Annotated in this window: 17 protein-coding genes; 8 read left to right on the forward strand and 9 right to left on the reverse strand. The window is 60.9% G+C overall.

Features of this window, described 5'->3' with window-relative positions; translation table 11 throughout:
- Positions 1-267: 267 nt before the first annotated feature.
- The 3 genes from HGO40_RS16555 to HGO40_RS16565 form a co-directional block, all read right to left on the reverse strand.
- Positions 268-1023 (reverse strand): DeoR/GlpR family transcriptional regulator, encoded by a 756-nt coding sequence (locus tag HGO40_RS16555; protein WP_250963889.1) that lies wholly within the window; start codon positions 1021-1023, stop codon positions 268-270.
- Between the two features lie 85 nt (positions 1024-1108).
- The gene (gene glpK, locus HGO40_RS16560; RefSeq protein WP_053124564.1) at positions 1109-2614 is read right to left on the reverse strand and encodes a glycerol kinase GlpK; all 1506 of its coding nucleotides are present in this window, start codon (positions 2612-2614) and stop codon (positions 1109-1111) included.
- 73 nt (positions 2615-2687) lie between these two features.
- Entirely contained in the window at positions 2688-3539 is an 852-nt protein-coding gene (locus HGO40_RS16565) for an MIP/aquaporin family protein (RefSeq protein WP_250963890.1), read from the reverse strand.
- Between the two features lie 324 nt (positions 3540-3863).
- Here HGO40_RS16565 and ybaK point away from each other — a divergent pair, with 324 nt between their 5' ends.
- A complete protein-coding gene (gene ybaK / locus HGO40_RS16570) occupies positions 3864-4334 on the forward strand; it encodes a Cys-tRNA(Pro) deacylase (RefSeq protein ID WP_186706328.1) in 471 nt (156 codons plus the stop codon).
- A gap of 175 nt (positions 4335-4509) precedes the next feature.
- On the forward strand, positions 4510-5292 hold the full coding sequence (locus HGO40_RS16575; protein WP_250963891.1) for a PhzF family phenazine biosynthesis protein: 783 nt from the start codon (positions 4510-4512) through the stop codon (positions 5290-5292).
- Between the two features lie 150 nt (positions 5293-5442).
- Here the strand turns inward: HGO40_RS16575 and HGO40_RS16580 are convergent, their stop codons facing one another.
- Positions 5443-6552: an ABC transporter ATP-binding protein gene (locus HGO40_RS16580; RefSeq protein WP_250963892.1), complete on the reverse strand. Its 1110-nt coding sequence runs from the start codon at positions 6550-6552 to the stop codon at positions 5443-5445.
- Positions 6549-7469: an ornithine carbamoyltransferase gene (gene argF / locus HGO40_RS16585; protein ID WP_250963893.1), complete on the reverse strand. Its 921-nt coding sequence runs from the start codon at positions 7467-7469 to the stop codon at positions 6549-6551. The genes HGO40_RS16580 and argF overlap by 4 nt, the downstream gene beginning before the upstream one ends.
- 403 nt (positions 7470-7872) lie before the next feature.
- On the opposite strand from argF, the gene plzR reads away from it, so the two are divergent.
- The 3 genes from plzR (at position 7873) to grxD (ending at position 10831) form a co-directional block, all read left to right on the forward strand.
- On the forward strand, positions 7873-8160 hold the full coding sequence (plzR, locus tag HGO40_RS16590) for a PlzR type 4 pili assembly inhibitor (protein ID WP_053124551.1): 288 nt from the start codon (positions 7873-7875) through the stop codon (positions 8158-8160).
- Positions 8161-8291: 131 nt separating this feature from the next.
- The gene (locus HGO40_RS16595; RefSeq protein ID WP_250963894.1) at positions 8292-10400 is read left to right on the forward strand and encodes a molybdopterin oxidoreductase family protein; all 2109 of its coding nucleotides are present in this window, start codon (positions 8292-8294) and stop codon (positions 10398-10400) included.
- Positions 10401-10489: 89 nt separating this feature from the next.
- Positions 10490-10831 carry a Grx4 family monothiol glutaredoxin gene (gene grxD / locus HGO40_RS16600; RefSeq protein ID WP_058542208.1) on the forward strand — a complete coding sequence of 114 codons (342 nt, stop codon included), beginning with the start codon at positions 10490-10492 and terminating at the stop codon, positions 10829-10831.
- A gap of 227 nt (positions 10832-11058) precedes the next feature.
- On the opposite strand, the gene bfr is transcribed toward grxD, so the two are convergent.
- Together bfr and HGO40_RS16610 are read right to left on the reverse strand one after the other, a co-directional pair.
- Positions 11059-11532 (reverse strand): bacterioferritin, encoded by a 474-nt coding sequence (gene bfr, locus HGO40_RS16605; RefSeq protein WP_250963895.1) that lies wholly within the window; start codon positions 11530-11532, stop codon positions 11059-11061.
- Positions 11533-11730: 198 nt separating this feature from the next.
- Positions 11731-11949 (reverse strand): bacterioferritin-associated ferredoxin, encoded by a 219-nt coding sequence (locus HGO40_RS16610; protein ID WP_003178704.1) that lies wholly within the window; start codon positions 11947-11949, stop codon positions 11731-11733.
- A 313-nt stretch (positions 11950-12262) separates the two neighbouring features.
- Between HGO40_RS16610 and HGO40_RS16615 the strand changes: the two genes are divergently transcribed.
- On the forward strand, positions 12263-12865 hold the full coding sequence (locus tag HGO40_RS16615) for a peroxiredoxin (protein WP_003204949.1): 603 nt from the start codon (positions 12263-12265) through the stop codon (positions 12863-12865).
- Positions 12866-13094: 229 nt separating this feature from the next.
- Here the strand turns inward: HGO40_RS16615 and rnt are convergent, their stop codons facing one another.
- Together rnt and pyrC are read right to left on the reverse strand one after the other, a co-directional pair.
- A complete protein-coding gene (gene rnt, locus HGO40_RS16620; protein WP_250963896.1) occupies positions 13095-13772 on the reverse strand; it encodes a ribonuclease T in 678 nt (225 codons plus the stop codon).
- Positions 13769-14815 (reverse strand): dihydroorotase, encoded by a 1047-nt coding sequence (gene pyrC, locus HGO40_RS16625; RefSeq protein ID WP_250963897.1) that lies wholly within the window; start codon positions 14813-14815, stop codon positions 13769-13771. Before pyrC ends, rnt begins: the two co-directional genes overlap by 4 nt.
- A 192-nt stretch (positions 14816-15007) precedes the next feature.
- Between pyrC and HGO40_RS16630 the strand changes: the two genes are divergently transcribed.
- On the forward strand, positions 15008-16009 hold the full coding sequence (locus tag HGO40_RS16630; RefSeq protein ID WP_250963898.1) for a flagellar protein MotY: 1002 nt from the start codon (positions 15008-15010) through the stop codon (positions 16007-16009).
- Between the two features lie 128 nt (positions 16010-16137).
- Positions 16138-17355, forward strand: a complete 1218-nt coding sequence (locus HGO40_RS16635) for an argininosuccinate synthase (RefSeq protein ID WP_053124536.1) — start codon at positions 16138-16140, stop codon at positions 17353-17355.
- Positions 17356-17431: the final 76 nt, after the last annotated feature.

Raw genomic sequence — 17431 nt, forward strand, 5'->3', positions numbered from 1 at the left:
TACGAGGCCAAAAGCCGTGATCGTCAGCTTAGAGCCTTACAGCGTAAGGCTACAAAGCTGGGTGTTCGATTGGTCGCAGCTTAAAAAGCTTTGGAGAACAAGGGGATGGATTTTGTTTGATGAGAGCTTGCTCCCGCTGGATGGCGAAGCCATCCCAAGCAGGCTGGCGTTTTTCTTCAGGCTAACCGCACCAGGCCGATTTTACGACGGCTACGCCGCCGAGCGGGAGCAAGCTCCCTCGCCACAGGGGGGGCGGCGGGGGGGAAGTCAGACCACCTCCAGCCGAATCTTGTGCTGGGTCAATAGTTGCGCCAGGGCCGGTACTGGCTGCTGGTCGGTCACCAGGCAGTCGATCAGGCTGATAGGCCCCAGGCGGACCATGGCGTTGCGCCCGAATTTGCTGGAGTCCGCCGCCAACAGCACTTGCCGGGCGTTGGCGATGATGGCTTGGGAAACCCGCACTTCCTGATAGTCGAAGTCCAGCAGGCTGCCGTCTTCATCGATCCCGCTGATGCCCACCAGGGCGAAGTCGACCTTGAACTGATTGATGAAGTCGACGCTGGCCTGGCCCACCACGCCGCCGTCACGCCGTACGTTACCGCCAGCGACCAGGACTTCGAAATCGTCCTTGGCACTGAGGATCGAAGCCACGTGCAGGTTGTTGGTGATGACCTTCAGGTGGTTGTGATTGAGCAGTGCCCGGGCGATGGATTCGGTGGTGGTGCCGATGTTGATGAACAGCGAGGCGTGATCGGGGATCTGGGCGGCGATGGCTTCGGCGATGCGGTGCTTCTCGTCGCGCATCTGGTCCGCGCGCATGGCGTAGGCGGTGTTTTCCACGCTTGAATCGTAGGCGGCGCCGCCGTGGTAGCGGCGCAGCAGGTTCACTTCCGCCAGTTGATTGATGTCGCGGCGGATGGTTTGCGGGGTGACGACAAATAGCTGCGCCATTTCCTCGATGCTGACATAGCCGCGCTCGCGGACCAGTTCGAGGATTTGTTGCTGGCGGGGAGGCAGATTCATGGGGCTTCCTTTGGGCTGCCGTACAAAATTTGCCCATGATGCCGCAGGAATCCACTCCCGGCCAGTTTCGGAATCTTGTCGGCCTTTATTCCGCGTCTTCGTGGGGCTCCCAATCGCGGGTGCGGCTGACCGCTTTCTGCCAGCCGGCGTAGAGTTTCTCTTTCGCCGGCTCGTCCAGTTGCGGTTCGAATTCGCGCTCGATCACCGCTTTGCCCCGCAGTTCTTCCAGGCTGCCCCAGAAACCGCACGCCAGGCCGGCCAGGTACGCCGCACCCAAGGCCGTGGTTTCACGCATTTTCGGCCGCTCGACCCGGGTGCCGAGGATGTCGGCCTGGAACTGCATCAGGAAATTGTTCGCCACCGCGCCACCGTCGACGCGCAGGGCCCGGAGGCGTTCGCCCGAATCCTGCTGCATGGCGTCGAGTACGTCGCGGGTCTGGTAGGCAATCGACTCCAGCGCTGCGCGAATAATGTGATCGACCCGTACGCCGCGGGTCAGGCCGAACAACGCGCCACGGGCATAGGGGTCCCAATACGGCGCGCCGAGGCCGGTGAAGGCGGGCACCAGGTACACGCCGTTGCTGTCCTTGACCTTGTTGGCGAAGTATTCGGTGTCCAGGGCGTCGTTGATGATCTTCAGTTCATCGCGCAGCCATTGGACCGTGGAGCCGCCATTGAATACCGCGCCTTCCAGGGCGTAGGCCACTTCGCCACGGGGGCCGCAGGCGATGGTGGTGAGCATGCCGTGATTGGATTTCACGGCCTTCTTGCCCGTGTTCATCAGCAGGAAGCAGCCGGTGCCGTAGGTGTTTTTCGCCTGGCCCGGCTCCACGCACATCTGCCCGAACAGGGCGGCCTGCTGATCGCCAGCGATGCCGCCAATGGCGATGCCGCTCTTGGTGCGGCCGTAGATTTCCGAAGACGACTTCACTTCAGGGAGCATTTCGCGAGGGATGTCGAGGATCTCGAGCATCTTCGCGTCCCATTCCAGCGAGTGGATATTGAAGAGCATCGTGCGCGAGGCGTTGGTGTAGTCGGTGACGTGGACCTTGCCGCCGGTGAATTTCCAGATGAGCCAGCTGTCGACGGTGCCGAACAGCAGCTCACCGTTGCGCGCGCGCTCGCGGCTGCCTTCGACGTTGTCCAGGATCCACTTGAGCTTGGTGCCGGAGAAGTACGGGTCGGTGACCAGGCCGGTGGTCTGGCTGATGTATTGCTCGTGGCCGTCGCGCTTGAGCTGTTGGCAGATCTCGGTACTGCGCCGGCACTGCCAGACGATGGCGTTGTAGATCGGCCGACCGGTGGTCTTGTCCCAGACCACGGTGGTTTCCCGCTGGTTGGTGATGCCGATGGCCGCCACTTGGTCATGGTGCAGGCCGGCCTGGGCCAGGGCCTCGACCATGACCGCGCTCTGGGTGGCGAAGATTTCCATCGGGTCGTGTTCGACCCAACCGGCTTGTGGGTAATGCTGGGCGAATTCGCGCTGGGCGGTGCAGACCACGTTGGCGTCACGGTCGAAGATGATCGCCCGCGAGCTGGTCGTACCCTGGTCGAGGGCAATGATGTAATTCTTGTTCTGGATATCGGTCATGTCGATTGCCTTGGGACGTAAAAGGAAGAAGCCACGGCGCAGGTTCGATGGGCAAGAGCCTGCGTCGACTGTTTCAGGATGTTCTGGGCTTGCCGTCAATGGCCGGTGTTGCATCCTTTGTAGCAGTTATGGCGCTGGGCAGGTGGCGGGCAATCAACCCGCGATAAGCCGCGGCACCGAGGCACGCACCGACGATCGGCGCAAAAACCGGAACCAGGAAGTACGGGATATCGCGTCCACCCGTGAGGGAAATTTCACCCCAGCCTGCGAAGAAAGTCATCAGTTTAGGACCGAAGTCCCGCGCCGGGTTCATCGCAAAGCCCGTCAGCGGTCCCATGGAGCTGCCAATCACGGCAATCAGCAGGCCGATCAGCAACGGCGCCAGTGGGCCACGGGGCAAGCCGTTGTTGTCATCGGTCAGGGACATGATGACCCCCATCAGAATGGCGGTGATGATCGCTTCCACGAGAAAGGCCTGGCCAGTGGACAATGCCGCGTGCGGGTAGGTGGAGAACACCGAGGCCAGTTCGAGGCTCGCTTCGGTGCCGCGAACCATGTGCCGGGATTGTTCGAAATCGAAGAATAGATTGCTGTACAGCGTGTAGACCAGAAGGGCGCCGCAGAAAGCGCCGGTCACTTGGGAAATGATGTAGAAGGGCAGTTTGCGTTTTTCAAAGTCGGTGAACAGGCACAGGGCGATGCTGACGGCGGGGTTGAGATGGGCGCCGGAAATGCCCGCGCTCAGATAGATTGCCATGCTGACACCGACGCCCCAATTGAGGCTGATTTCCCACACGCCGAAACTCGCACCCGCGACCTTGAGCGCCGCGACGCAACCGGTGCCGAAAAAGATCAGCAGGCCCGTTCCCAGGAATTCGGCCAGGCATTGGCTGGACAGGGGCGGCTGTTGTAAAGCAGTTGTCATTCAAACCTCGGTTTTTTGTTGTTTTGCAGCGCGTTCGATACAGCACGATTGCGCGATTTCCACCGAGGCAGGATCCCCATCCTGATCTCGGGTTGCAGCTTGAGACATGCAATGTGGCTTTCAGTTTCGAAAAAATATAGACAAGAAACGCTGGTGTCAAAGGTCGAAAGTGAACCGTCGGTCATATTTCAACTATCCGCGCTGTGAATGACTCCCCTGTTGGCGCGGCGTCGCCGGTCGTTGCAGTGCAGTCCCGGAGCCTTTTCACAGGCGATGGCTTAGAATCCGCTCACTCGTTTTGGATTTCCTTTGTCAGGAGCGGTCATGACACCCGCGTTGGATCTGCTTAAGAAAGTGCGCGCCGAACATCGCATCCACAGCTATGAACACGACCCCAAGGCTGCTTCCTATGGCTTGGAGGCGGCGGAAAAGCTCGGGCTGGATCCGGCGCAGGTGTTCAAGACGCTGTTGGCGGCCAGTGAAAAAGGTGAGCTGTTGGTGGCGGTAGTGCCTGTGGCCGGGAGTTTGGATTTGAAAGGCCTGGCCCATGCCGCCGGCGTGAAGAAGGTCGAGATGGCCGACCCGGCCGCCGCGCAGCGTTCGACCGGTTATTTGCTCGGCGGGATCAGCCCGCTGGGGCAGAAGAAGCGTCTGCGCACGTTTATCGACAGTTCCGCACAGCCGCTCGCCAGCATGTTCGTCAGTGCGGGGCGGCGTGGGTTGGAAGTCGAGTTGGCGCCTTCGGTATTGAAGGAGCACACCGGGGCGGCGTTTGCCGATATTGGGCGGACTTGATAGCCGGGTGGCTGCTGCGCAGCCAAGCGGGAGCAAGCTCCCTCGCCACAGGGGCGTAAGGCCTGGCCGATGTTTTTATCCGGCGCTGTAGGGTGAAAATTCTGCTGATCTGTCTCTGGATTAAGCCTTGCCGCTGCACCCATGCTGGCGCATCAGAAAAATAAGGAGAAGTGCCATGCAGCTTGCGTTTCATCAGGTCGATGCGTTCAGTGACCGGCCATTCGGCGGTAACCCGGCGATGGTCTATCGGCTCGACGGCTGGCTTGCCGATGACTTGATGCAGAAGATTGCCGCCGAACATAACCTGGCCGAAACCGCGTTTCTGGTGCGTGAAGGCCAGCATTGGCATATCCGCTGGTTCACCCCTACCACCGAAGTCCCGCTGTGTGGGCACGCCACGTTGGCCAGCGCTTACGTGCTGTTCGAGGTCTATCACGAACCCGTCGAGCGCCTGGATTTCATTTGCCGGTCCGGTTCGCTGAGCGTGACGCGCGAGGGGGAGCGGCTGTGGCTGGAGTTTCCGGCCGTCGTGCCTGCCGAATTGGGCGTCTCCCTGGCGGTGCAGAGTGCCTTGGGCGTCGAAGCGGTGGATGTGTTGAGTTCCAACGAACTGTTCGTGGTACTGGAATCGGAGCAAGCGGTGCTCGATTGCAAGCCGGACATGGCGGCCCTGGCGAAACTGCCCTGGCCCGGCGCTATCGTCACCGCACCGGGGAGCAAGCATGATTTTGTCTCGCGCTATTTTGCCCCGGCGATCGGCATCAACGAAGACCCGGTGACTGGCTCGACCCATTGCAGCCTGATTCCCTACTGGTCCAAACGCCTGGGTAAACACGGGCTGACGGCTTATCAATGCTCGGCCAGGGGCGGGGCGTTGTTTTGCCGGTTGGAGGGTGAGCGGGTGAAGATTGGCGGGCATGCGACGTTGGTGGCCAGTGGGACGTTGATGCTGGGGTGAGTCAGCACTCAAGCCAATGAGATCTGTGGGAGATCAACTGTGGGAGCGAGCTTGCTCGCGATAGCGGTGGTTCAGCTCGCATCAATGTTGAATGTGCCTACGCCATCGCGAGCAAGCTCGCTCCCACAGAGGTTCGTATTTCTTCGGATTTTAGCTGGCCGCGCTGTAGCGTCGCACACCGCTGTCCACCGGCGGGATCTGCGCCGCCGTACTGCCCGAGGCCTGGAACAGCACCAGGTGCTCAGCCGCCACGCGGATGCCGACGTCGGCGCCCACCTGATGGTCGGCATGGCTGGGGAAGATCGATTCCAATTGCGCGCCTGTGGGCAACTGCAGGCGATACAAGGTTGAGGCGCCTAGGAAGGTCTTGCCGATGATTCTGCCGGTGAGCGGGCTGTCCGGCGCATAGACGATATCGTCTGGGCGCAGCAGCACATCCACCGCACCGCCGATGGGCCAGGTATAGGCCCGGTTGCCACGCAGGATGCCCAGTTCGGTCTGTACCGATTCCGGGCTGTCGAGCTGGCCACGAATGAAATAGCCCTGGCCAATGAAACTGGCGACGAATGGCGTCAGCGGTTCGTGGTACAGGTTGTAGGGCGTGTCCCACTGTTCCAGGCGACCTTCCTTGAATACGCCGACATGGTCACTGACGGCGAAGGCTTCTTCCTGGTCATGGGTGACCAGGATCGCGCTGGTGCCACGGGCCTTGAGAATGTCCCGAACTTCATGGCTGAGCTTGCGGCGCAGCTCGCCATCGAGGTTGGAGAACGGCTCGTCGAGCAACAGCAACTGCGGTTCCGGCGCCAGCGCACGGGCCAGGGCCACGCGTTGTTGCTGGCCGCCGGACAGTTCATGGGGAAAACGCTTGCCCAGGTGCTTCAGGTTGACCAGTTCCAGCAGCTCTTCGACGATGCGGTCCTTGTCCGGATGCTTGCGAATGCCAAAGGCAATGTTCTGTGCCACGCTCAGGTGGGGAAACAGGGCGTAATCCTGGAACACCATGCCGATGCGGCGCTTTTCCGGGGCGAGGGTGAAACCGGCGCGGGAGATGGTTTCCCCAGCCAGTTGGATTTCACCCTCATGCACCGGTTCGAAGCCGGCAATGGCACGCAACGTCGTGGTCTTGCCGCAGCCGGACGAACCGAGCAGGCAACCGATGTCACCGGCATTGAGGTGCAGGTTGAGGTTCTGGACGACCCGCTGGTCCTGGTAGCCGCAGGCCAGGTTGTGCAAGTTCAGCAGCAGGGCGTGGCTCATGCGGGGTGATACGCCGGCTCGACCAGGAACTCGAGCAGGGCCTTTTGCGCGTGCAGGCGATTTTCGGCCTGGTCCCAGGCTACCGAACGCGGATCATCCAGCAGGTCCATGCTGATTTCCTCGCCACGGTGGGCCGGCAGGCAGTGCATGAACAGCACGTCGGCATCCGCCAGGTCGAGCAGGGCCCGGTTGACCTGCAGTGGCGCGAACAGCTCCAGGCGCCTGGCGGTTTCCTCTTCCTGGCCCATGGAGGTCCAGACATCGGTGCTCACCAGGTGTGCACCGGCCACGGCCTGTTTCGGATCGCGGACGATGGACACTCGGTCCCCGGCCTTGGCCAGCAGCTCGGCATTGGGGTCAAAGCCTTCAGGGCAGGCAATGCGCAGCTGGAAGTCGAATTGCATCGCCGCTTCTATATAGCTGTTGCACATGTTGTTGCCATCGCCGATCCAGGCCACGGTCTTGCCCTGGATCGAGCCACGGTGCTCGAGGAAGGTCTGCATGTCGGCCAGCAGTTGGCAAGGGTGCAGGTCGTCGGACAGGCCGTTGATCACCGGTACGCGGGAATGGGCCGCGAACTCGGTCAGGGTGCTGTGGGCAAAGGTACGGATCATCATCGCGTCCAACATGCTCGACATGACGATGGCGCAGTCGCTGATGGGTTCGCCACGGCCCAGTTGGGTGTCACGGGGCGACAGGAAGATCGCCTGGCCGCCCAGCTGGATCATGCCGGCTTCGAAAGAGATGCGGGTGCGGGTCGATGATTTCTCGAAGATCATCCCCAGCACACGGTTTTTCAAGGGCTCGAACAGTACGCCGCGGTTACGCAGGTCCTTGAGCTCCACGCCTCGACGGATCACGCCGAGCAACTCATCGGGCGTGAAATCCATCAGGGAGAGAAAGTGCCTTGCGCTCATGATTGACTACCTTTTTGTAACTGACCGCAGAAGCTCAAAGCCTTGTCTAATGAAAAAACGGGCGAGACCTGCGGCAAAAGCCGCACGGGGCGACGAAATAGGGGAAGGCGCGATCTTATAATTAAATGTCGCGTCTTACCAATAGGGCTACGGTTTTTGGGGCGTTCAGCGAGGCCATCCCAGGACTGCGATGGCAAATTTGTGGCCGGTTTCCTGACAGCAGCGACCCATTTGTACACTGGCGTTGCTCGGCTTGGCAATCAAGCGTGGCGGGCGCGTGATGGAGGATGGTCGGTTTTTGCCATGCCATTGTGTCCTTTCGCCTGTCTGCTGGTGCTTGTGAAACATTTCCTAATGCAAAGGCCTGGGTTATAAATGAGCCTCAGCGGCACAGGAGCCCGAAATGGATTCGAAAGAGCAACAACTGATGGAATTGCTGGGGCTGACCGCACGCTCGCTGACGCACCTGACGGCTTCGGTGACGTCCATGTCATTCGAATTGCTGCGCAGCGATGACGAAGTGACCAAGGCCGCCGGCCGGCGGATGATCGATCGCATGGCTACGATCAGCAGCGGCCTCGACGAGCATTGGCGGTTGATTGGCGAGCTGACCGGTGTACCCATCGCCCAGGAACAAGTGGAAACCATCGAGGAAATCCAACTCCTGGCGCCACCTCCCGAAGGCCCTTGAACGCACCTCATCGGCGGGCCTGATGCCCGGCAATTCACAGGACGAACGTCGCTGGCGCTGCCGGGAATCACGCGCCATAGTTTTGTTCCCGCGGCCGAAAGTGCCCGCCACGAATAAAACAGAGACTGGCCATGACCAAGACTCTCCACCACCGTGCGTGCCATCTGTGTGAAGCCATCTGTGGCTTGACCCTCGAAACCACCGAAACCGACGGCCAGGGCCTGGCGATCACCTCGATCAAGGGCGATGCGCTGGACACATTCAGCCGTGGTCACATCTGCCCCAAGGCCGTGGCCCTGCAAGACATCCAGAACGATCCAGACCGCCTGCGCCAACCCATGCAACGCATCGGCAGCGAATGGCAACCCATCGCCTGGGACGATGCCTTCGCGCTGGTGGCCGAGCGCCTGGCGGCTATCCAGGCGCGTCACGGCCAGAACGCGGTGGCCGTCTACCAGGGCAACCCCAGTGTGCATAACTATGGGCTGATGACCCACAGCAACTATTTCCTGGGGCTGTTGAAGACCCGCAGCCGTTTCTCGGCGACCTCGGTGGACCAACTGCCTCATCATTTGACCAGTCACCTGATGTACGGTCACGGCCTGCTCCTGCCGATTCCAGACATCGATCACACCGATTTCATGTTGATCCTCGGCGGCAACCCACTGGCTTCCAACGGCAGCATCATGACCGTGCCAGACGTGGAAAAGCGCCTCAAGGCGATCCAGGCCCGTGGCGGCAAAGTGGTTGTGGTCGATCCACGCCGCAGCGAAACGGCGGCCATAGCTGACCAGCACGTCTTCGTCCGCCCGGGTGGCGATGCCGCGCTGCTGTTTGGCTTGCTCAATACCTTGTTCGGCGAAGGCTTGACCCGTGACAGTCATCTGCCGGTGGACGGCCTGGACGAGGTGCGCGCGGCCGTCGCTTCCTTCACGGCTGAAGCGATGAGTCCGCTCTGTGCGGTGCCGGCCGCGCAGATCCGGCAATTGGCCCGGGACTTCGCCGCCGCGCCGTCAGCGGTGTGCTATGGACGGATGGGCGTGTCGACCCAGGCGTTCGGCACGCTGTGCCACTGGCTGATCCAGGTGATCAACCTGGTCACCGGCAAGCTTGATCGGGTGGGCGGGGCGCTGTGCACCGAGCCGGCGGTGGACCTGGTGGCCACCACCTCGGGTGGGCATTTCAACCGTTGGCAGAGCCGGGTGTCCGGGCGTCCCGAATACGCCGGGGAGCTGCCGGTGTCAGCCCTGGCCGAGGAGATGCTGACCGAGGGCGAAGGCCAGATTCGCGCGTTGGTGACCGTGGCCGGCAATCCGGTGCTGTCGACGCCCAACGGGCGGCAACTGGAGCAGGCCCTGGATGGGCTGGAGTTCATGGTCAGTGTCGATTTGTACATCAACGAAACCACCCGTTACGCCGACCTGATCCTGCCCTCGACCTCGGCCCTGGAAAACGATCACTACGACACCACGTTCAACCTGTTCGCCGTGCGCAACGTGACCCGTTTCAACCGGGCGATCCTGCCCAAGCCCGAGGGGGCGCTGCATGACTGGGAAATCTTCGTCGGCCTGGCCAAGGCCTTCGCCGCCCGGACCGGCAAGGAGCTCAAGCCGACCATGCCGCCGGCACAGATGATCGATTTTGGCCTGCGCAACGGGGCGTATGGCGACGCCTCGCCGCACAAGCTGTCCCTGGTGACCCTGTTCGACCATCCCCATGGCATCGACCTCGGCGCGCTCAAACCCAACTTGGCTCCACGGCTGAAAACCGAAAACCAGCGGGTGCAGGCCGCGCCAGCGGTGATTCTCGCTGACCTCGCCCGCTTTGCCGCGTTGCAGGCGCCTGAGCCGGATGAGTTGCTGATGATTGGCCGCCGCCATGTGCGCAGCAACAACTCCTGGATGCATAACTTCCATCGATTGGTGAAGGGCAAGCCGCGTCATCAGTTGCTGATGCACCCGGATGACCTCGCTTCTCGCGGCCTTGTCGATGGGCAGCGCGTGACCGTCAGTTCGCGGGTGGGGGTCATCGAAGTCGAGGTGCTGGGCAGCCTGGACATGATGAAAGGCGTGGTCAGCCTGCCCCACGGCTGGGGCCATGCCCGGCCGGGCGTGCAGATGACCATTGCCAGCGCACAGCCAGGCTCCAGCGCCAACGACTTGACCGATCACTGTCAGCTCGATGAGTTATCCGGCAACGCGGCGCTCAACGGTGTTCCGGTGAAGGTGGCGGCTGCGTAAAATTGTCCCTGAGCAGCACGTTCTGCTTTCCGTTACAATGCGCCACCGTGTCGACATCTGAAGTCGCAAAGTTTAAGCCGAGGTGCTCCGTGGATATCATCGAAACGATTAAAGACCAGATTGCCAACAACACCATCCTGCTTTACATGAAAGGCTCGCCGAACGCGCCACAGTGCGGTTTCTCGGCCAAGGCCGCCCAGGCGGTGATGGCGTGTGGCGAGAAGTTTGCCTACGTGGACATCCTGCAGAACCCGGAAATCCGCGCCAACCTGCCCAAGTACGCCAACTGGCCAACCTTCCCGCAATTGTGGGTGGGTGGTGAGCTGATCGGCGGTAGCGACATCATGACCGAGATGGCCGCTGACGGCTCTCTGCAGACCACGATCAAGGCAGCTGTGGAAGCAGCAGCGGCGAACAAGACCGAAGCCTGATCCATGGAAGTCTGTTCACCACACTGGTTGTGGTGAACATTAGACCTTGTGGGAGCGAGCTTGCTCGCGATAGCGGTGTGTCAGTCTCTGTTGATGTTTCTGATACAACGCTTTCGCGAGCAAGCTCGCTCCCACAGTGGTTTCGGTGTGGCCTGGAGTCCAGGTAATAAAAAGCCCCGCCTCTCGAAAGAGGGCGGGGCTTTTTAGTGGCTTGCTACTGGGGAAACTTACTCTTCACCCATCTGCGATTGCAGGTAGTTCTCCAGACCGATCTTGTCGATCAGGCCCAGTTGGGTTTCCAGCCAGTCGATATGCTCTTCCTCGGATTCGAGGATGTCTTCCAGCAGTTCACGGCTACCGAAGTCGCCAACGCTTTCGCAATGGACGATGGCGGCCTTCAGGTCGATGTGGCCGGCTTTCTCGATACGCAGGTCGCACTCGAGCATTTCCTGGGTGTGTTCGCCGATGTGCAGCTTGCCCAGGTCCTGGACGTTCGGCAGGCCTTCGAGGAACAGGATGCGCTTGATCAGCTTGTCCGCGTGCTTCATCTCGTCGATGGACTCGTGGTACTCGTGCTTGCCCAGCTTGTTCAGGCCCCAGTCCTCGTACATGCGCGCATGCAGGAAGTATTGGTTGATCGCGACCAGCTCATTGGCAAGGATCTTGTTGAGATGCTGGATGACTGTAATGTCGCCTTTCATGATGAGGCCTGCCCTGTAATAGCTGTGTATAGGGCGGAGTTTGAGCCGCGTATTTACCAGTGTCAAACCTAAGTTATTGAATAATAAATGAAAATTAATCGGAATAAGAATGTTTGTGTTCCGCGTCTGGACGCTAACTATTTGATTTTCAGGCATAAAAAAACCGGACACTAAGTCCGGTTCCTTGAAAAGCTGTGTTTACGCGGCAGTAAATTCTACCGGGTAAGGGATCGAGGCCTGTGCCGTTTGCACCTTGGCGAGGGTTTCACGCACCACTTCCTTGGCCAGGCAGGCACATTTGCCGCATTGGCTGGCTACGCCGGTGGCCTGGCGGACTTCGCGATAGCTGCAGCAACCTTCATAGATCGCTTCGCGGATTTGCCCGTCGGTGACGCCAGTGCAGAGGCATACATACATAAGTGAGAACCGTCGCTGGTTGTGACTCAATTGAGACGGATCTTAATGTTATCGAGAATGATTGTCAAAGTGGTTTCTCAAGGACTTTCACCCAGGTGACGTCAGGCTGACGAACGGTTTTATCCAGCGCGACGAAAGCGGCCCGCAGCGGGGCGGCGATTTTTCGATACCACAAAAAACCGTTGAAGACAGTCCAAATGCGCGGTGTATGATGGTCGGCCCTTGTAAGCGGGTTCGTGTCACAGGGCTGTCGCCTGAGGGTGGCAGGCTGGCCCGGACCTTGTTTTCACGCTATTACATCAGGAGATATCCCATGAGCGTACTCGTAGGCAAACAAGCCCCGGACTTTACCGTTCCAGCCGTCCTCGGCAACGGCGAAATCGTCGACAGCTTCACCCTGTCCTCGGCCATCAAAGGCAAATACGGCCTGGTGTTCTTCTATCCGCTGGACTTCACTTTCGTCTGCCCATCCGAGCTGATCGCACTGGATCACCGCATGGACGATTTCAAGGCGCGCAACGTTGAAGTGGTCGCTGTTTCGATCGACTCGCACTTCACCCATAACGCCTGGCGCAACACCCCGATCAACAATGGCGGTATCGGCCAGGTGAAATACACCATGGCTGCCGACATGAAGCACGAAATCGCCAAGGCTTATGACGTTGAGTCCGAAGGCGGCGTGGCTTTCCGTGGCGCGTTCCTGATCGATGACAAGGGTGTCGTCCGTTCGCAGATCATCAACGACCTGCCGCTGGGCCGTAACATGGAAGAGCTGATCCGTCTGGTCGACGCGCTGCAATTCCACGAAGAGCACGGCGAAGTCTGCCCGGCCAACTGGAAAAAAGGCGACAAGGGCATGACCGCATCGCCTGAAGGCGTTGCCGCTTACCTGGGCGAGCACAGCGACAAGCTGTAAGCGCACCCAGGCATAAAAAAACCGGCCCTTGATGGGCCGGTTTTTTTATGGGCAGTGCAAACCGAATGATCGGCAGAGACGCAGAATCTTTGGCTCTGGACCCTGTGGCGAGGGAGCTTGCTCCCGCTTGAGTGCGAAGCGCTCACAAAATATTTGGGGCGGCTACGCCACCCAGCGGGAGCAAGCTCCCTCGCCACAAGAGCCACAAGAGCTGGATCTGGCGCCGATGTCAGTCGTCGAAATCCTGCCAGCCACCCATCTCTTTCCACCGGTTGACGATGCCGCAGAACAGCTCGGCGGTCTTCTCGGTGTCGTAGCGGGCCGAGTGGGCCTCGCGGCCATCGAAGTCGATGTCGGCTGCCTGGCAGGCCTTGGCCAAGACAGTCTGGCCGTACGCCAGGCCCGCCAAGGTCGCGGTGTCGAAGCTGGAGAATGGGTGGAACGGGTTGCGCTTCATGTCCAGGCGCGCGACGGCGGCGGTGAGGAAGCCCAGGTCGAAGCTGCTGTTGTGGCCGACCAGGATCGCTCGCTTGCAACCGTTGGCTTTCAGCGCCTTGCGTACGCCACGGAAGATGTCGGTCAGGGCTGTTTCTTCGCTGACCGCCATGCGCAGCGGGTGATCGAGCTTGATCCCGGTGAACTCCAGGGCCGCCGCTTCGACGTTGGCGCCTTCGAACGGTTCGACGCGGAAGAAGTAGGTGTGATCAGGGAACACAAAGCCTTTTTCGTCCATGCCGATGGTGGTCGCGGCGATTTCCAGCAGGGCGTCGGTGGCGGAATTGAAACCACCGGTTTCGACATCGACGACGACCGGCAGATAACCACGGAACCGCGCGGCCATGGGGTGACGGGCGCCGCCCGAACCACCGTTGCCGTCCAGCTCGTCGTCGAAATGATCTTCACTCACGCGTTTTCCTCCAGCAGGCGCCAGCGCAGTTTTTCACCGGCGCGCAGCGGGATGACGGTCTGCTCGCCGAAGGGCAGGCTGACAGGGGCGGTCCATTCGTCACGGACCAGGGTAATACGATCGGTGTTCACCGGCAGGCCGTAGAACCGCGGACCGTGCAGGCTGGCAAAGCCTTCGAGCTTGTCCAGCGCGTTGCGCTGTTCGAACGCCTCGGCGTACATCTCGATGGCGGCATAGGCGGTGTAGCAGCCGGCGCAACCGCAGGCCGCGTCCTTGGCGTGCTGGGCGTGGGGGGCCGAGTCGGTGCCGAGGAAAAACTTGGCGCTGCCGCTGGTGGCGGCGTCCAGCAAGGCTTCCTGGGGGGTATTGCGCTTGAGGATCGGCAGGCAATAGAAGTGCGGCCGGATCCCGCCCACCAGCATGTGGTTGCGGGTGTACAGCAGGTGATGGGCAGTAATGGTCGCGCCGACGTTGGCCGGTGCCTCGTTGACGAACTGCACGGCATCGCCGGTGGTGATGTGTTCGAACACCACCTTGAGGGTCGGGAAACGCTCCACGACGCGACGCATGTGCTCGTCGATGAAGATCTTCTCGCGGTCGAACACGTCGACGTCGCCCCGGGTGACTTCACCATGGATCAACAGCGGCATGCCGACTTCGGCCATGGCCTCCAGCGCCGGGAAGATCTTGTCGATGCTGGTGCCGCCGGAATCGGAGTTGGTGGGCGCGCCGGCGGGGTACAGCTTGGCGGCGTGGACAAAACCGCAGGCCTTGGCGTCGCGAATCGCTTCGGGCTGGGTGCGGTCGGTAAGGTAAAGCACCATCAGCGGTTCGAAGCGGCTGCCAACCGGGCGCGCGGCGAGGATACGCTGGCGATAGTCATCGGCCTCGGCGGCGTTGCGCACGGGCGGAACCAGGTTAGGCATGATGATTGCGCGCCCGAAGGTGCGCGCGACATCGGCGACGGTATGGGTCAACACAGCACCATCGCGAAGATGAATATGCCAGTCGTCGGGACGCAGCAGGGTCAGGCGGTCGGACATTGGGGGGCTTCCAGGCGGGTCAAACTCTGGGGAATGCTACCGGAAAAGACCGATTCAGGCACCCGCTATCAAGTTCTGCCACAACTTACCGATAGCTCCTACAGGTGTGCCACGAATCCGTGCAGTACCCCGGACAGGCGTCATGCCCTCAAGCAGGCGTCGATCTTTGTATAAAAGTCAGTGGAGCCTCCCGTGCGCCAGCGTTATCTAGCCTTGCTCAGTGTGTTTGCCAGCCTTCCCGCCATGGCGCTCACTTTCCAGACCCGTCTGGAGAGCATCGAGTGGACGGTCGAAGGCGACAAGTTCGAGTGCCGGCTGAGCCAGCCGATCACCGATTTTGGCAGCGGCGAATTCGTGCGCAAGGCGGGGGAGCAGGCCACGTTCCGCCTCAAGGCTTATAACCCGATGCTCGGTGGTGGCTCCGCAACGTTGCTCGCGGCCGCGGCGCCCTGGCAGCCAGGACGGGGCGATATCAACCTGGGCTCGGTCAGGATCGGCAGTGGCGATGTGCTGTTCGACAGTTCCCAGGTGCAGGCAGGCCGGCTGATCAGCGGATTGATGGAAGGTCGCAGCCCCGTGGTTCGACGCAACACCGAGGATGGGCGCGTTTCCGAAGTCCGGCTGCTGCCCGTGCGCTTCAACAAGGCGTTCAACGATTACCAGGGCTGCGTGGCGAAACTGTTGCCGAAGAACTTCGAACAGATCAAGCAAACCCAGATTGGTTTCCCCGGCGAGGGGGTTGAGCTGGACGCTCGGGCCAAGGCTCAGTTGCAGGTCATGCTCGACTTCATCAAGGCCGACCCGAGCGTCAATCATGTCGAGCTTGATGGCCATTCCGACAACAGTGGCAACCGCCTGACCAACCGTGAGCTTTCGCGCCGTCGGGCCCTGGCGGTTCAGGACTTCTTCAAGGCCAACGGCTTCCAGGAATCGCAGTTCACCGTGCGCTTCCACGGCGAGCGTTATCCGCTGGTCGCCAATACCAATGCCGCCAATCGGGCCAAGAACCGTCGTGTCGTCGTAACACTGGAGCGGGTGGCAGCCACCCAGGCTCCGGCGCCACAACCGGCAACACCAGCGGCAACGCCTGCATCGCCTGCCGTGGCACCCGCTGCTGCGCCGGGCAAGACGCCGACGCCGGTTGTCCCGGCCAAGTCGGCTGCGCCTGCCGCGACGACTGCGCGCACTTCCTGATCCCGCGCGGATCGTCGCGCAGTCGACATAATCTGTCGCTTCGTCGTCATCAGCTGTCGCGCCTCTGTAAATTATCCGCGCTGGACGTTAGACTTCCCGGCTTTCCGTACAACCCGTGGAGTGATGGCATGGCGGACGTAAACAAGGTCGTTCTGGCGTATTCCGGCGGCCTGGACACTTCGGTGATCCTCAAGTGGCTGCAGGACACATATAACTGCGAAGTGGTGACCTTCACCGCTGACCTGGGGCAGGGCGAAGAAGTCGAGCCTGCACGCGCCAAGGCCCAGGCCATGGGCGTCAAAGAGATCTACATCGATGACCTGCGCGAAGAGTTCGTCCGCGACTTCGTGTTCCCGATGTTCCGCGCCAACACCGTTTACGAAGGCGAGTACCTGCTGGGTACGTCCATCGCCCGTCCGTTGATCGCCAAGCGCCTGATCGAAATCGCCAACGAAACCGGCGCCGACGCCATTTCCCACGGCGCCACCGGCAAAGGCAACGACCAGGTGCGTTTCGAACTGGGCGCCTATGCCCTCAAGCCGGGCGTGAAAGTCATTGCACCGTGGCGTGAATGGGACCTGCTGTCTCGCGAAAAACTGATGGACTACGCCGAGAAGCACGCGATCCCGATCGAGCGCCACGGTAAGAAAAAGTCTCCGTACTCGATGGACGCCAACCTGCTGCACATCTCCTATGAAGGCGGCGTGCTGGAAGACACCTGGACCGAGCACGAAGAAGACATGTGGCGTTGGACCGTCTCCCCGGAGAAGGCCCCCGATACTCCGCAGTACCTGGAACTGACCTATCGCAACGGCGATATCGTCGCACTGGACGGCGTGGAAATGAGCCCGGCCACCGTGCTGGCGACCCTGAACCGCATCGGCGGCGAACACGGCATCGGTCGCCTGGACATCGTCGAGAACCGTTATGTCGGCATGAAGTCCCGCGGCTGCTACGAAACCCCGGGCGGCACCATCATGCTGCGCGCCCACCGGGCGATCGAATCGATCACCCTGGACCGCGAAGTGGCCCACCTCAAGGATGAGTTGATGCCCAAGTACGCCAGCCTGATCTACACCGGCTACTGGTGGAGCCCTGAGCGCCTGATGCTGCAACAGATGATCGACGCTTCCCAGACCAACGTGAACGGCGTGGTACGCCTGAAGCTGTACAAGGGCAACGTGATCGTGACCGGGCGCAAGTCCGACGACTCGCTGTTCGATGCCAACATCGCGACCTTCGAAGAGGACGGTGGTGCCTACAACCAGGCCGACGCAGCCGGCTTCATCAAGCTCAACGCATTGCGCATGCGCATCGCAGCGAACAAGGGTCGCAAGCTGTTCTGACCTTGGTTATCCAAAAAACGGCCTGCCTTGAGCAGGCCGTTTTTTTTGTCCTCTTTTTTTGTGCATGCCACAGGTT

Origin of the sequence: Pseudomonas sp. CG7, from assembly GCF_023701885.1 — a bacterium.
GTDB classification, from domain to species: domain Bacteria; phylum Pseudomonadota; class Gammaproteobacteria; order Pseudomonadales; family Pseudomonadaceae; genus Aquipseudomonas; species Aquipseudomonas zanjanensis.